Here is an 18,301-nt window from a genome sequence, read left to right as displayed (position 1 = left end):
GGATGATTAAGAATGGTGCGTTAACCGTGCACTGGCAGTTTAACCACAATGTGCAAACGCGTCACATGATCCGGCAAGTGGCAGAGCGTTTTATCACTGTGTTATCCGCATTGATTGAGCACTGTGAGCAGACACAGCCAACCCTGTCACTGAGCGATTATCCGTTGGTGGTTGACGCTGTGGATTCTCAAGCGGCATTCGAGCATTTGAGCGACCAGCTTCCGATTGATTCGGATGCGCTGGAAAATATTTACCCGCTGACCCCGACGCAACAAGGGATGCTTTTCCATAGTCTTGCCGAACCAGGCAAAGGATTATATCTCAATCAGAGTGTGATCGACTTTCATGGTGAACTGGACGTACAGGCGTTACAGAATGTCTGGCAGGCGCTGCTCGATCACCATCCGGTACTGCGCAGCGGTTTTCACTGGCAAGGGCTGGATTCGCCATTGCAATATGTGGCCCGCACCGTGCCACTGGACTGGCAAGTGGTGACACTTCGTGACGACACACAGCCGGAGCTACAAGTACATGAGCTGGCTCAGGCTGCATTGACCCAAGGATTTGCGCTTGATCATCCCGGGTTAATGCGTTTCCAGTTAGTGCGTCTCAAAGCCGATCACCACTGCCTGATCTGGACCCGTCATCACTTGATTGTCGATGGCTGGTGTACCGGCCAGATGGTAGCCGAAGTGCGCCGCTCTTATCAAAGTTTAGTTGCGGGACAAGGCGTTGCAGATGCGGTCAGTGTCGGTGAATTCGCTGATTTTGTTGCCTGGTTGCAACAGCAAGATACCTCGGCCAGTTTAGATTACTGGCAACAGTTGTTGACCTCGACCAACGCGGCTGATAGTGCAAAACTTCCCCGGCCATTCAAACCGGAGCAAGGGCAAGCACCAACAAATGCTGCAATAGGACAACAATATACTCAGGCGTTGTCTCCGGCATCGGTCACCGGGCTGAAAGCATTGGCGGCCCGGCATCAATTAACACTGAACTCCTTGTGTCAGGCGGCTTGGGCGCTGATTCTCAAACGTTACACCAATCATGACACCGTCACCATGGGCATCACCAGCGCAGGGCGACCCGATGCGCTGGAAAATGCACAGCAGATGATGGGCGTGTTTATCACCACCATTCCGTTAGTTGCACAGTTCAATGAATCGCAATCATTGGTGGATCTAGCGCATCATTTACAAAGCCAGCTGATGGACAGCCGTGAACATGAGCATGTGCCATTGGTTGAAATCCAGAAAACAACGGGCGTGGCAGACGCGCTGTTCGATAACTTACTGGTGTTTGAAAACTACCCCGGTGAACAATTCCAGATGGATGATGCTTTGCAGTTTACCGTGCGGGAAACGCTGGAACGCAATAATTACCCGTTAACGTTAGTGTTGGTGCCGCATCAACAGTTAGATATGCGTCTCACTATCGATTCGAGTCAAGTTGAGCCGTTAGTTGCGACAGCGATGTTAGCGGATTTTGTCACGCTACTGACCCAGACTGCGACGGCTGAACATGATATTCATGGAGATGAATTTATCCGTGCGTTGGCAAGCGAGTGTCAGCAACCCGGCCCGTGGCTGTGGAACCAGACCGGACAAGTCTATGATGTGCCAACCACGCTGGATGCTTATCTTGCAAAGCAGGTTGAACTGACACCGACGCATATAGCATTGGTGTGTCCGGCTGACATTGTGTCACCGATTTATCTGGAGACTCTTGGCGCGAACGGCAGTGACTGGCAACCGGGTCAAGATCTAACGCTGAGCTATCAGACGCTCGATGCGCTGGCGAGCCGGTTGGCGCATTACCTGCGCCAGTCACACCAATGTCTGCGTGGTGAGCGCATCGGTTTATGTATGCGTCGCTCACCGGAGATGGTGATTGCTATGCTGGCCTGTGTGAAGCTCGGCTGTGCTTATGTACCGCTCGATCCAGATATGCCGGCTCAGCGTCTGGCGATGATCGTTGCCAGTGCCCGGCCGAAGGTGGTTCTGGCACAGCAGAATGTGATGCATCTGCTCGAAGGACAGACGCCTGAAGAGCCGGAAGTCTTAGCTGGACAGTCACCGGAAGCCGCGACACAGTCGCTTGAGCTAACAACGGTGCTGGCGGTAGAAACCGTTCTTACTGAAAGTCACAACTATCACGGACAACCATGGCAGCCAACAGACAGCCAAATCGTACAGGCCGATGATATTCTGTATGTCCTCTATACCTCCGGCTCGACCGGTAAACCCAAAGGCGTTGCTGTGCCCCATGCCGGGATCGTCAACCGGATTGCGTGGATGCAAGACACATTTGGCTTGCAGCATGATGACGCGGTGTTACAGAAAACCCCGTATGGTTTCGATGTTTCAGTCTGGGAGTTCTTCTGGCCGCTGGTCAGTGGCGCTCGATTGGTAATGGCTGAACCGGACGCGCATAAAGACAGCGGCAGACTGTCTGAACTGGTACGGGATTACGGGATTACGACCATGCATTTCGTGCCTGCGATGCTGCATGGTTTCCTTGAATCCTTCGCAGAAAATTCCTTAGCGGGACAGACGCCTGAAGGAGAGGGAGCCTTCGCGGGACAGACACCGCAAGCGCCTTCTCAACAAGCAATCGCCTGTCCGCATCCTCAGTTACGCCGGCTGATTTGTAGTGGCGAAGCACTGCCTTACCACGTGCAGCAACACTGTCTGAAGTTATTGCCGCATGTGGGGCTGTATAACCTGTACGGCCCGACTGAAGCCTCGATTGATGTCACATGGTGGGATTGCCGGGCGAAAAATATCGTCAACGAAGTGCCGATCGGTTATCCGATTGCCAATATGCAGACGTGGATTCTCGACCGTCAGCTCAATCCCGTACCGGTCGGGGTTGAAGGGGAATTATATCTTGCCGGGGTCGGTCTGGCGGCCGGTTATCTGGGACAGCCTGAATTGACTGAATCGGTGTTTATTGCCAATCCATTGGCCGCAAAAGCAGCCCCTTCAGCCACAACTCAACCGACCAGCGATGCGCAGTATGCCCGTTTGTATCGTACCGGTGATCTGGCGCGCTATCGTGCTGATGGAGCCATTGAGTATCTGGGACGAGCCGACTTTCAGGTCAAAATTCGCGGGCAGCGGATTGAACCGGGAGAAATCGAAGCGGTGCTGGCAACCTATCCGGCGATTCGCGAAGCCGTGGTTCAGGTGCGCTCGCGGGGGCAGCAAGATGCGCTGGTCGGCTATGTGGTCTGTGAGCAACAACTGCCGATTGAGCCGTTGATGACCTTCCTGCAACAGCGCCTGCCCGTTTATATGGTGCCGGATCAGATTGAGATCTTAACCGCATTGCCGCTGACTCATAACGGCAAAGTGGATCGTAAAAATCTACCGGAGCCGAGCTGGCAGCGTGTGGCATTCTCCGCACCGCAAACCCCGACCGAACAACAACTGGCAGCCCTGTGGCAGAGCTTATTGGGTATCGAGTCTGTCGGGCGTCACGACAACTTCTTTGCACTGGGGGGACATTCGCTATTGCTGACCCGTCTGGTGAACCGAATCAATCAACAATTTAACCTGAATCTTCGTTTGGCACAGTTGATGGAACTGCCGGATCTGTCAAGTCTGGCCGCTTATGTGGATATGCATTGTCATACCTGCCAAGCCGAACCAACGACCGACCACGAAGATGAAAGGGAGAGCTTTGAATTATGAGTATTGCCGTACTTTTAGCCGAGTTATTCCAGCGTGATATTCGCTTACATCTGGAAGATGGCAAATTGAAAATTGATGCCCCGAAAGGGGCATTTACTGCCGAGATCAAGCAGACATTACAGGCGAGAAAAGCGGAAATTATCGCGCATCTGCAACAGCAGCAACAGTCCCGGACATGGCCGGCACTGACCCGGGTCAACCGTGCAGATGAGGTGTTGCCACTCTCTTTTGCTCAGGAGCGGATGTGGTTTTTGCAGCAGTTTGAGCAAGCGAGCGGCCAATATAATGTCAATGCACTATTGGCGGTAAAAGGTCAGGTTGATCTGGCGCTGTTCCGGCAGATCTTTGGTCAGTTAGTGGCAGAGCACGAAATTTTTCGGACTACATTTTCAGCAGCGGCCGATGGTCATCCGGTTGCCCATGTACACACTGCACAGGCGATCATGGATGCATGGCAGATTCGCGAGATCGATTTAGGTGCTATCGAACAGCCGCAAGCCGATGATGAGGCTTATGATTCGGCACTAAAAGCCGTCATGAGTGAACCATTTGATCTGGCAAAGCCACCGCTGTTTCGTCTGACACATCTGAAATGTGCAGCGGGAGCTTCCCGGTTGCTGCTGACTTTTCATCATATTCTGGTCGATCACTGGTCGTTACAAACCCTGACGAGCATGATGGTGGAAAAAGCCAATCAGTTGACCCGTCAGTTAAGTTCGCAGCAAGACGTATCGTCACCCGAGCTGTTTCAATATATCGACTACGCCCAATGGCAGAAACAGTTACTCAGCGGCGATATCTACGAGCAACTGATGACTTACTGGCGCAACACACTGGAAGGTGGCGATTATCACCTTGAGTTGCCGATGCGTCGTCCGGTTGAAGCGCAACTTGTGACGGCCAGCGAAGCAGACACCGGAGGTGATGAAGGAGCCCGGTACCATTTCTCACTGACCGAGGCCGATTATCAGCAACTGAAACGCGTCTGTGAAACGTACCGGATGACACCTTATACGGTGTTGCTTGCCGCTTACCAGTGGATGTTGAGCCAGCGCACCGGGCAGCAAGATATCCGGGTTGCGTGTCCTGTGGCGGAGCGTTCTCTGCCTGAATTCGAAAATATGCTGGGACTGTTCGTCAATACCTTGGTGATTCGTTCACAACTCAGCACTGAAACCACTGCCGAAAGTTGGTTACAAACGGTTCATCAGGCGCTGGCAGGCGCGCAGAGTCACAGTGCGATGCCGTTTGAGAAACTGGTCGATACACTGGTTTCGACACGAGATATCAGTCATGAACCGCTGGTGCAGACCATGTTCAACTATCTGGATGATGCGTCATCCGGTCAGGTGACGCTGGGTGATATGGTGATTGAATCGCTGCCGGTGCCTGAATTTACCGCCAAATATGATCTCTCTTTATTTGCCGTTCATCATAATCAACAACTTGGATTGTCATTCCAGTATCGGACGGCCTGTTATCGCACAGAAGATGTGGCGCAACTGGCTCAGTTTTATCTGAGCGCGCTGCGTGATTTATTGCAATGTCTGACTGATGAACCGACCCGGACATTACGTACCATGTCCGGTCTCAGTGAGGCAGAGTGGCAGATGCTATGGCAGTGGAACCAAACCGAACAACCGGCTTTTCTGCCGCCACAAATGGCACATGCTACGCTCGGTGAAGCCTTAGCGGGACAGGCACGCAAAACACCGCTGCAGCGGGCTTTAGTCTTTACCCAAACCACGGCGCAAGGGCCACAGCAAGTCTGCTGGGATTATCAAACGCTCAATCATAAGGTGAATCAGCTAGCCCATTGGATCCGCAAGCAAGGGGTGGCACCGGAAAGCCGGATAGCTATTTGTATGCCAAGAAGTGCCCAGATGGTGGTCAGTTTGCTGGCCACGGTGCAGGCCGGGTGTGCTTATGTGCCGGTTGACCCTGAGCATCCGGCGCAACGGCTGGAATTGATAGTCCAACAAGCACAGCCCACTTTGTTGCTGACAGTGCCTGAGCTGGAAAACTTCACGACGGAATTTGCCGGAGAAGTACCTTGTCATACGCTGGATGATGACTGGTCACTGGTGGCACAAGAAGCGATGGACTGGCAGGTGCCAAATCGGATTGAACCGCAACATCTGGCGTATGTCCTCTTTACTTCCGGTTCGACAGGCAAACCAAAAGGGGTTGCTGTGCCGCATGTCGGTGTCATGAACCGGATTCTGTGGATGCAGGATCAGTATCCCCTTGACGGGACAGACGTGGTACTGCAAAAAACACCGTACAGCTTTGATGTCTCGGTCTGGGAGTTTTTCTGGCCGTTGATGGTGGGCGCGACACTCGTCGTAGCACCACCGGAGGCACATAAAGACAGTCAGAAATTGGTCGATTTGATCCGTCAGCATACGGTGACCACGCTGCATTTTGTCCCGACCATGCTGCAAGCCTTTTTAGATCATCAGCACGTGGCGGCTTGTACCTCGCTGCGACGGGTGTTTACCAGTGGCGAAGCGCTCTCCTTTGCTTTGAAAGAGCGGTTCTTTTCTCAGTTCTCTTGTCAGTTACATAACCTGTACGGTCCGACGGAAGCTTCAATTGATGTGACCTACTGGGATTGCAGCACCCCGTGTCCGGCAATCGTGCCGATCGGTTACCCGATTGCCAATATGCAAACCTGGATTCTCAATGCTGATCTGAATCCGGTACCGGTCGGCGTCGCCGGTGAGCTTTACTTGAGTGGTCCCGGTCTGGCGCGCGGCTATTTCGGCCGGGATGATCTGACAGAACAGGCATTTATCGCCAATCCGTTTTATGAAGATTACAAGGACAGACGCCTGAAGACAGGTGGCCGTTTTGATGAGGATGTTTACAGGGACACACGCTGGTATACGCGCTTGTATCGCACCGGTGATCTGGCGCGTTACCGCGAAGACGGCAGCATTGAATATCTGGGACGGACGGATTTTCAGGTTAAAGTCCGTGGTTTACGGATTGAGTTAGGGGAAATTGAAGCCGCGATTCTCGCGCTGGACTTCGTCAAAGAGGTGCTGGTGACCGCTCCGGATCAGCAGACGTTAGCCGCTTATGTGGTGATTGACGGCGATGAGCCTGACTGGGCGCAGTGGCAGACGCTACTTGCCCCTCATTTACCGGCTTATATGATTCCGGCGGTGTTTGTCCGTCTGGACGCGATGCCGGTCAATGCCAACGGCAAAGCGGATCGTAAAGCCCTGCCTGAGATTGATCTGGCACGTCAGAATGCCGGTGAGTATGTTGCACCACAGTCTCCGCGTGAAGTACAACTGGCACAAGTGTTTGCTGAGGTACTGCGGCTTGATACGGTCAGCATCGAAGATAATTTCTTTGCGCTGGGCGGTGATTCGATCATGAGTCTTCAGGTGGTCGCCAAAGCCCGGGCGCACGGATTAGCGATTGAACCGAAGCAAGTGTTTCAATATGCCACGGTCAAAGCGCTGGCCGCTGTTGCCCGTGTCAGTGAACAGACTGATTTTGCGGCTGATACGTATTATGGGGACACACAACCGAGTGCGATTCAGCATTGGTTCCTCACGCAGAACCTGCCCAATCCGAACCAGTTCAATCAGGCGGTTTTACTCGCAAGCACAGCCGATATTCAACCTGCATTGGTAGAACAGACACTGGCGGGGCTGTTACAGGCACATCCGCTGCTTGCTACTCGCTTTACCCGGAATTCGGATGGTCAATGGATTCAGTCGATTCCTCATCCAAATCAGATCACCACCGAACAACTGGCGTTTCAATGCCTTGAATGGCAGAGCTCAGCGGAAGAATCACTCCAAGTCCGCATCGACCAACTGTGTCAGCAAACGCAGTCGGCGCTGTCGATCAGAGAGGGACGGCTGTTCCGGGCGGTATTGGTGCGTATTGTCGATAATGCAACAGCGGCTTGTTCGTACCGACTGTTACTGGTGGCACACCATCTGGTGATTGATGCCGTTTCGTGGCGAATTTTATTTGAGACGCTAAGCCAAGGATATTCACAACTTGCCGCTGATGCAGACGGGCAAGGGGGACTGTCCTTACAGGGACAGACGGCGCAACAGGCGCTTCAGCAAGGCGGGATTTTCCAAGCTCAGACCTTGCCATATAAAGGCTGGGTGGCGCAGTTTGCCGCGCGCTTCGGCTCTCCTGCCACGGCTACCAGCTTACAAAGAAGCGGCTTACAGGGACAGACGCCAGAGCAAGCTGACTTGCAGGACTTGCAGGGACAGACGGTTGAACTGGCGGATAAACAAAACACCGGACTGAACGCATGGCAAGCGTGGACGGCACAGCCCGAGGTTCAGCAAGCCTTACAGGTCACTTATCCGCTGGCGACGCAGCCGCTGTTTCCGCAGCAACCCGTTGGGATTGCAGCGCTGGAACGGTTTGAACTGTCGCAACACACCACGCAAGCGCTGTTTGAGCGCATTGCTCCGGCGGTGAAAGCCAATGGCGAAGAGGTTTGTCTGACGGCCTTGGCGCACGCTTTGTGGCAATGGAGCGGACAGCCGAACCATCTGATCCAGTTGGAAGGTCATGGCCGGGATCAATTAGATCTCGATGTCAGTCAGACTCTGGGGTGGTTTACCCGGATTTATCCGGCGCTGATCAGTGCCGCGGTGACACCGGATCAATCGTGGCACCAAGCGTTGCTCTCGAATCGCGCGGCATTGAGCCATAACCCGGAACGTCAACAGGCCGTGCCATTTTTATCGATTCAGTCACAGCTGGCTGAGTTGTTACCGACACAGGGGCAACCGACGTTGGTATTCAATTATCTGGGGCAACTGGATCTGATATCCACAGAGCGTGACGGGGAGGCTTTGTTCCGCAAAGCGCCTGAATCGTTATCGGCATTCCGGGATGAACAAAATCCCCGTTATTGGCCGATCGAAATCAATGCGTTTGTCCAGCAGGGACAGTTGGTGGTCAATATTCAGTATGCCGCACAATGGTTATCTCAGACTGAAGCACAGCGGCTCGCAACGCTGCTGGCTGACAGCCTTCAATCTCTGGCGGATAGTAATGAGACGGCGACTGGGGCTATTGCCGCAGATTACCCATTGGCGAAGGTCAATGATGCACAGGTGCAGGTGATTGTCCGTCAGGCTGAACGTCAGGGAATGGCGGTTGACGATTTGTATACTCTGTCTCCGGCGCAGCAGGGGATGTACTTCCACTGTCTTGATTATCCGGATGCTTACATCAGCCAGAGCGTAGTGACGTGCCGGGGGCCACTGCACAAAATGCATTTTCAGCAGGCATGGCAAAATGCAGTCAACCGCCATACCGCTTTGCGGACTTGCTTTATTTGTGACGGAGTTGATGAGCCGCATCAATTGGTGCTACGGCCGTTACGGGGACAGACGCCTAAAGGTCAGTCTTTACAGAGGTTACAAGGACAGACGTTACAGGGACAGTCACCGCAAATGCCGTTGGTGTTTGACGAATATGATGCATCATCACTGACCGAGTCTGAGCGTCAGCAACAGTTACACCGGTTGCAGCAACAAGCGCGGGAACAGTTGGATCTCGAACAAGCGCCGCTGATGCGACTGGCGTTGGTGCGCTGGCCCGATACCGCAGACGGACAAGCCGATTATCGGCTGATCTGGACGATTCACCATTTGATTATGGACGGCTGGTGTCTGCAACGGCTGGTGGGGGAAGTGATGGCGGATTACCGGGCGTTGGTGAAAGGCGAACCTTTACCCAATACAACCGGGTCGGCTTATCGTGACTTTATTGCATGGCTGGGTGAATCTGAACGTACCACCGATGCGAAAGCATATTGGCACCATGCGCTGGTAGGGTTCGAGCAAGGCAAATCACTTCCCGCACCCATGGCAGATGTGTCAGTGCGTTCAACAGCGACGTTCCATACGCAGTCGCTGGGTGAGTCACTCAGTGCTTCACTGAGCAACTGGGCGCGAACCCAAGGGGTCACGCTGAATACTGTGATTCAGGGATTGTGGGGACTGGTCTTATCTCGTTATCTGGCAACCGATGATGTGGTGTATGGGGTGACAACATCCGGGCGTCCGGCGGACCTCGCCAATGCAGACGGGATTATGGGCGTCTTTATCAATACCTTGCCGCTGCGCTTACGGATTGAAGCCGATGCAACATTGGGTGACTGGCTGACCGCCTTGCAGGCGCAAAATTTACACATGCGAGATTATGAACAGACACCGTTGGCGAATATCCAGCGTTACGCAGCGCTATCCGGCAACGGCCCTCTGTTTGACAGCCTGTTGGTGTTTGAAAATCTGCCGGTGTCCGATTCGACACCGATTGACGGACTCTCTCTCACTCTGGATGCGCACCATGTGGAGAATAATTTTCCGCTGACATTACGAGTGGTGCCGAGAAAGAATCTGCAATTTGATCTGCTGATGAACCCACAGCAGGTGGATGCGGCATTGATGCCCGAGCTGGTCAGTCAGTTGATCCGTTGGATTGAGCGCGTGACTGCTGATCCGCAATCACAGCAGCAATCGCTGATAACCTTGATACGTCGCTGGTCTGAGGCTGAATCTTCATCTACGGCACAGATGACGCAAGAGGCGCTGGCTCATGCCAGTCCGGTACAATCCGTCAGTCTGGTACAATCTGAACATGCACTGACACGGATACAAAAGCAGGCAAGGGAGGTGACTGCGCTGACGTTTTATTCCGACCACACAGTACTGACGCAATGGTCGTATCAGACGTTGCTCTCTCAGGCCGGACAACTGGCGCAGCAATTACCTAGGGTAAATCGGCTCGAGGTGAATGGGGCTGATGTGAATGGTGATGCGCCGGTCATTGCTATCTGTATGCCAAGACAGATGGAACAAATTGTCGCGATGCTGGCGGTTTGGTATCAGGGGGCTGCGTGGGTGTGTATTGACCCGGAACTGCCATTTTCCCGGATTCAGCACATCATCGACGATGCGCGGCCCGTTTATGTGATTGGCGATGAAGTGCCAAGCTGGGCCAGTGCGTGGGAAGAGGGGCGCTGGGGCGTCTGTCCCCGTAACGACGCTGGTCAAATGCTGTCGCATCATTCATGTGCGTGGATCGATATTACGGCACTGAATTTAGGCGATGATGTGACACCATCACCTATGTCGTTGCTACCGTTGCCGCAGTTAACCGCGCAGGACACCGCGTATTTGGTTTATACCTCGGGCTCAACGGGTAAACCGAAAGGGGTACAAGTGAGCCACGGCAATCTGCTCAGTTATGTCGATGCTTTGTTTGAGCGCGTATCACTGACAGCGGATGCGACGATGACGACGTTTGCGACCGTGGCCGCGGATCTGGGCTTCACGTGTGTACTGGCCTCGCTATGCAGTGGCCGGACGTTGCGTTTGTTGCCTCCGAATGATTATTTTGATCCTGAAGCCTTGGCCGGGCGGCTGGCACAACACCCGGTGGATGTGCTGAAGATTGCACCGTCACATCTGAAAGCGCTTCTGGCGGTTGCTGAGCCGCAACGGTTATTGCCGCAGCAGTGTCTGATTGTCGGCGGAGAATCTCTGGATGTGACACTGTGGACACAATTACGTACGCTTGCACCGACGATGACTATCGTCAATCACTATGGCCCGACAGAAACCACCATCGGTTGTTGCGCGACTGAGCTCCGCTCGCAGGCTGACCTCGGTTCTATTGGAACCCCCTTGAGAAACAGTGTGGCTTATGTGGTTGATGAAGCAGGATTACCTGTGGCTGAAGGGATTGCCGGTGAGCTATGGATTGCGGGTGCCGGGGTTGCATCTGGCTATTTGAACCGGCCGGATAACACCGCCAGACAGTTCAGCCGTACCGATGTGCTTGGTTTGAGTGAGCGATCTATGGCATTGCCGCTGTATAAAACCGGTGACCGCGTGGTGCGAGGGGCACAGGGCGAACTGCGCTATCTGGGGCGTCAGGATGATCAGGTGAAAATCCGCGGCTTCCGGGTTGAGCTGGGTGAAGTGCGTGCCACGTTACAAGCGATGCCTGATGTTGAAGATGCTGTGGTGCTGGCAGTTGACGGGCCGAGTGGTCTACGTCTGGCTGCGGCTGTGATATTAGCCAATCAGGACGAATCTCAGCCGCGTCGGTTAAAACAGCTCGAAATTGCGCTGGAAGGATTACTGCCGGATTATATGGTACCGCGGTTGTGGCAAGTGTTGACTCAGTTCCCGTTACAGAAAAACGGCAAACTGGATCGACAGGCACTGGCATCAAGGATGGTGACACCTGACGTGACATCTTCAGATGAAGCGGAGACAGCACAGTGTTCTGAGCTACGTTCTGTGGCTCCGCAATCTGACAACGAACCGAAGTTGCCGGCTAAAGCTGCAACCGATGTGGTGCTCAGCGATCTGTGGGAGAGCCTGCTTAAGGTCCGGCCACAAGCGGAAGATAACCTGTTTGCGCTGGGCGCGGATTCAATTGTCTGCCTGCAATTTATTGCCAAAGCGCGCCAGCACGGTTTCAAACTGACGCCGAAACAGATTTATGCTGCCCCGACAGTTGCCGCTTTAACAACCCTTCTGGCTGAGCAAGCCTGCGCGACACCGGAGACAGCATCGGCCGAGAGCAAGCGCACAGTTGATGTTCCGGTTGGTAAGAAGGCGTCCGTTGCTGAGGGGAGCGTAACAGCAGCATCCTTAACTGAAGCATCTGTTGCAGCATCATCTCCGGAGAGTGAGACGCCATCGATTACGGAGACATTGCAGTCTCTCTGGTCTGCATTACTCCGGCAACCGGTGTCTGTCAGCGATAATTTCTTCACCCTCGGCGGAGATTCAATTATTGCCTTGCAACTGGTGGCCCGGGCGCGTCAGCACGGGCTGGTGATTACGCCGAAAATGCTTTACGCGACACCGACCATTGCTGAACTGGCAGTGACACTCGGTGAAACAGCGCAACCTGCGGCTGAGCCTGAAACTGTAGCTGCTGACACACCAAAGATAAGCGCGATGCCTGATCAGCAGCGCCTTCTGCCGCTGTTACCGATTCAGCAGTGGTTCCTTGAACAGCCACAGCCTTACCCGCATTACTGGAATCAGGCTGTGATGCTTCGGGTTCCGACGCGGATTGTCCATCGTGTGATGAGTCAGGCGGTTGATGTTGTCTTGCATAAGCATCCGTTACTGACGGCGCGTTTTGAACATCTGGATACACCACAACAGGCCGGTTATTGGTTGTCTCATGAAACTGCGGCCGTTTATGCCGGATTTGACGGACAGGATCCGGCCGGATTAACGGCTTTAGTGGCCGCAACTCAGCAGAGTCTGAATCTGACCGAAGGGCCATTATTCAAAGTGGTTGCTTTCAATTTGGCTGACGGTAGCAGTCAACTGTTGCTGGTTGCCCACCATCTGGTGGTGGATAGCGTGTCCTGGCGAGTGATCGGCCGGGAACTGCATCAGGCCTATCAGCGCTTGTTGAATGGTGGTGCGGTGGCACTTGGTGAGGAAGAGACCACCGCAGCGCAGTGGCAGCAGCAGTTACAGCATTTGCCGGATGAGAAACTCACCGCTGCCGGGCAATACTGGCAGCCGATGGTCAATCGGTTTGATGCCGGGATGCTGATTGCCGGTGCCCAGCCCGGAACGGTCGGCGCCGTGCATACTCAACACCAGACATTCTCCTCCCAACTGACCGCCCGGTTGCTGGGTTTAGGGAACTTACATCAGCGCTCGGCTTGTGAAGTTGCCATGCTTGGCGCGCTGACTCAGGCGGTTCAGTCGCAGTTTCCGCGTGATCAGTTATTGATTGAGATGGAGAGTCACGGGCGTTGTCCTTGGCTGGCTGATCAAGATTTGAGTGAGACGGTCGGGTGGCTGACCAGCCGTTTTCCGGTTCGTTTTGACACGGCAGCTGAAGATTTGGATAGCGTCGCCCGCCAACTGGCAGCAGTGCCTGATCTTGGTATCGGTTATGGCGTGTTACGTTATCTGCATCAGCGGCTGGCATTTCCGGCTCCGCAGATCCTGTTCAATTATCTTGGCCAGACCGGCACGCTCGATATGGACTGGCAGTTGATTGACGGTGCCGGACAAGCGCGTCATCCCGACAGTCTTCGCCGCCAGTTGATTGAAGTGACCGCGCAGATCCGCGATGGTGTTTTGACGGTGGTGTGGCAGTATCCGCCAGCGCTGAAGTCGCAGCTCGACCCCGTTGCTGATGCATTTGCACAGCGGCTTGAAGGTATTGCGTCCTTCGCAGGACAGACGACTTTAGCGGGACAGACGCAGCAACAAGCGTTACGGGGACAGACGCCTTTAGCGGGACAGACACAACAACAAACGTTACGAGGACAGACGGCTCAGCCGGCGGCAGGATATGCGTTGACACCGGTGCAGCAGGGGATGTATTTGCATAGTTCTGCACTGCAAGGGGCAACACCGGATGAGTCGCTGTACTTTAATCAGACTGCGGTCGCGATTGAAGGGGCGTTGGATGCTGAAGCGTTTGTGCTGGCGTGGCAGCAAACGGTCAATCGTGAGCAGGCGCTGCGGGCGTATTTTCAGGACGATCAACAGGGCGAGCCGCGTCAATACTTTGCAGCGCAGGTGCATTTACCGGTAGACATCCTGGATTGGTCCGGTGATGGCATTACACAACAGCAACAACGCTTTGAGGCGTTGTGTCGGGCTGACCGGGATAAAGGATTTGATCTCAATATGCCACCCCTGATGCGTCTGACGCTGATTCGCATCGCGGAGCAGCAGCACTGGTTGATCTGGAGTCGCCATCATTTGATTGTGGATGCGTGGTGTTCGGCCTTGGTGATTCAGGACGTGATGTGCCGTTATCGTCAGGCGATGGGAGATACCTCGATTCAACTGACTCCGCGGCCGGATTTTTCGCTCTATCTCGATTGGCTGGCACAGCAAGACCTTGATGCATCCAAAACGTTCTGGAAAAACTATCTGTGTGGATTTGAAACACCGGTAGCGTTACCTGCCGGAACGCCTGATGACGGATTTGAGCTGTTTGATCATCGTTTGAGTGAAACGCTCACCTCAGCGGTGAAGTCGCTGTGTCGGACACATGGGGTGACTCTGAACTCAGTGATGCAGGCCGCGTGGGCTCTGACGCTCTCTCATCACAGCGGACAGCACGATATTGTGTTCGGCATGACTACGTCCGGGCGTCCTGCTGAGTTGCCGCAAGCGCAGCGAACTATTGGTATTTTCATTAATACTATCGCAGTGCGAATGACGTTACAGGCCGATCAGACGCTGGCGCAACTGCTGGAACTGGCACACCGTCAGGGCGTTGAGTTACGTGAGCATGAATGTCTGCCGCTGGTGGACATTACCGCACAGAGTGAGTTGGCTCAGAACGGCTCATTGCGGGGACTGTCGCTTTTTGATGCGCTGTTGGTGTTTGAAAATGAAGCGCTCGGGGAGGGGGCAGGCAAGACGGGGAATCACGGTTTGTCAGTTACACCGTTACAGGCCTACGAGCGGAATAATTACCCATTGACACTGACGGTAATGCCCCATGATGCGCTGATAATGCGGATGGGGTGCGACGGCAAACGGGTTTCTCTTCAAGCGGCGAAGGCGATGCTTTCGACCTTGGAACAAGTTCTGTCTGCTTTCACCACGGCTCAGGGCAGTGACATGTTGGCGGATATTGGTCGCCAGTGGATTGCTTCTGATGTCGGTTTCCGGGGCGAAGCGGTTACGCTGGATCAATGGCATCTTGGCGCGGGAATTTTGTCTGACTGGACACGTAAACGAGAGCGTGTTGCGGTGTCCGGGGCGGACGGACAGCTGACTTATGGTGAGCTGCTGGAACGGACGTTGCACCTCGCCCATGCATTACGATGCCGGGGCGTTGATAGCCACAGTCGGGTGGTGGTGTGTCATGCTCGTCAGACTGACATGTTGGTTGCGTTGCTGGGCGTTTATGCGGCCGGTGCCAGTTATGTGCCGCTGGATCCGTCTCAGCCTCAAGCACGCTTGCAACTGATCCTTGAAGAGACCTCACCGGACTTGATCCTGAATGATGGCCAGAATAATGGATCGGTGATGCTCGGCGATATCGGTCTCAATCACAGTGTATCGTCACTGATTGCGGCCACGCCGTTCAGTGAGACTGAACGTGAGCAAGCATTGACACGTTTGACGCAGCAAGATCAAGGCTCGGCCTATACCATCTTCACCTCCGGCTCAACCGGGCGGCCGAAAGGCGTCCAGATCCCACGGACGGCACTGAGTAATTTCTTGCACAGTATGGTGTCAGTTACTCAAATCACGGAAGCCGATAAATTACTGGCGGTCACCACCGTCGGGTTTGATATTGCGGTGTTGGAACTGTTCGTGCCGTTGCTCGTCGGGGCGCAGGTGGTAATTGCTGATGAAGCCATGGTGCGTGATGGCGCGGCGTTATCTGCATGTCTGCAACAGCAGGAAATTTCGGTGATGCAGGCGACACCGATGACGTGGCAGATGTTAATGGATCAACCGTCGCAAAACTGGTCGCACTTAACGGCCTTGGTCGGCGGGGAAGCACTGCCTCCCGCCTTAGCTGAAGCGATGATCTCTCGTGGTGCTCGCCTGCTGAACATGTATGGCCCGACGGAAACCACAGTCTGGTCATCTTGTGCCGAAATCACACCGGATAATATGGCGCAGCCACCGCTGGGCCGGCCGATTGCCAATACACAATTGTATGTACTGGATGCATGGCACAATCCGGTGGCTTTGGGCGCTGAAGGGGAGTTATACATCGGTGGTGACGGGGTGTCTCTGGGGTATCTCAACCGGGCAGACTTGACTGCCGGAGTTTTCTTACCGGATCCGTTTGCGCGCCGTGCTGACGCGGTCATGTATAAAACCGGGGATCGGGTGCGATTGTCGGTTGATGGTGAACTGTTCTATGTCGGCCGGACTGATTTTCAGATCAAGTTGCGCGGTTACCGGATTGAGACCGGTGAGATTGAAGCGCGGCTCGGCGCTATCGAGGGGATTCGCGAAGCGGTGGTCAGCCTCTGTTATGCCAATACCGAGAAAGCGTGTTTAGTCGGTTATGTCACCGTTAATGCCGCTGTTAATCAGGCTGATGATGTGATGAACCGCGACTACATTTTGTCAGCGCTTAAGCGTGTGCTGCCTGCGTATATGGTGCCTCAGCACATCGTTTATCTGGCGCAGATGCCGCTCAATGCGAACGATAAAATTGATCGCAAAGCTTTGCCTGAACCTCAGTTATCAGGCGTTATTTCGGCACAGAAAACCGCGCCGCAGACACCGGTTGAGATCGCGCTTGCTCAGGCTTGGCAGTTACTGCTTGGTACTGAAACAGTCTATCGGGAAGATGACTTCTTTGCGCTGGGCGGCAACTCGCTACTGGCTGGCCGGTTGGTGGCGATGCTTCGGCGTCAGTGGGCACTGACATTGCCACTCACGGCCGTGTTCCGTCACTCTGAGTTGCAGGCATTAGCGCTGCATGTTGAAGCAGAACCGACACAGGCGGTGGTTAACAAGCCGGACAACGAATGCCACGCAGACGCAGCACTACTGGTTCCGATGAATGCTCAGGCTGAAACCAATTTGCTCACTTGTCAGGCGCGGGATAACGTCTTTCTGCTCCATCCTGCCGGCGGGATTGTTCGTGCTTATCAGGCGATGGTGCAACAGTTCGATAATCGTTTCCCGGTTTATGGCATTGAATCACCGCAACTACACGGCCTCAGCGCGTCGGATTCACTAAATCTTGAGCAATTGGCTGATCGTTATGTGGCTCTGATTCGCAGTGTCCAACCTCATGGCCCTTATCGTTTGATCGGCTGGTCTTTCGGTGCATGGCTGGCAATGGCAATTGCACATCGGCTTGAAACGCTTAATGAGATGGTCGAGCAGGTGACGATTATCGATGCCCGGGCCGATGTCGATAAAGCGCGTTTGCAAGTGCCGGAACTCAACCAGGTTTCGCGTTATTTGGCCTGCCTCAATCATCGCCATCGGACGTTATTGCTGGACAATCATCTGGCGGAACTGACATTGCTGGAGCAAACGTTGGCAGGACAGACGCTGTTGGCAGGACAGACGGCGCAACCGGATCCGGAACCATCATCAGGTGGGGGATTATCGCGTCTGTCCCCGCAAGATTCGCAGGGCGTTGAGGCGTCTGTCCCCGTAAGTGCATCTCTCGGCATTAAACCGTCTGTCCCCGCAAGCACGGAGGCAGCGCAAGGGCGTCTGTCCCCGCAAGAGCAGGACTTGTTTGTGTTTGATACGCTGGCGCAGTTGTTGGGTGAGACGGCACTTTTGGATAATGAAGCAGCAGACCGGACGTTACGCTTGATGCAGATGCAGTTGTTGATGCAGAGCCATCGGTTGATGCGTGAACATGTGTTGCGGCCGGTTGCCGCACCGTTGCAGGTGTTTTGGTCGAGTCAGACGCTTGAGGGATCCCGCTATCAGCAAGGCGCGGATGCCGGAGAGTGGGATGGTTATGGTCAGGTACAGTCGCAAGTGTTCTCCGGGGATCATGACAGCATCGTGCGTGAGCCGCGTGTCGCTGAGCAGATACTCGCTGGTATCCTGAATTCAGCTATCGCAGTCAGTGATGATATGAGCTAA

At 54.2% G+C, this 18,301-nt stretch carries 2 protein-coding genes (1 of these 2 running past the window's edge); both read left to right on the top strand.

Annotated features, from left to right (window positions below):
• Window positions 1-3,695, top strand: partial view of an amino acid adenylation domain-containing protein gene (locus AC55NX_RS15125; protein ID WP_496996481.1) — the 3' portion only. It extends 3,655 nt beyond the left edge of the window; 3,695 of the gene's 7,350 nt are visible here — the last part of the coding sequence; the start codon falls outside the window, past its left edge; it ends in the stop codon at window positions 3,693-3,695.
• Window positions 3,692-18,301 (top strand): amino acid adenylation domain-containing protein, encoded by a 14,610-nt coding sequence (locus AC55NX_RS15120; RefSeq protein ID WP_496996480.1) that lies wholly within the window; start codon window positions 3,692-3,694, stop codon window positions 18,299-18,301. The genes AC55NX_RS15125 and AC55NX_RS15120 overlap by 4 nt, the downstream gene beginning before the upstream one ends.

The sequence above is a fragment of the Vibrio rubrogenes genome (assembly GCF_059641415.1).
The sequence above is the reverse complement of the archived record's forward strand: the minus strand, read 5'-3'. Positions and strand labels throughout refer to the sequence as shown.

Bases quoted from the DNA above. Each gene is read 5' to 3' on its own strand.
- AC55NX_RS15120 (WP_496996480.1), top strand. From the start codon at position 3,692: ATGAGTATTGCCGTACTTTTAGCCGAGTTATTCCAGCGTGATATTCGC.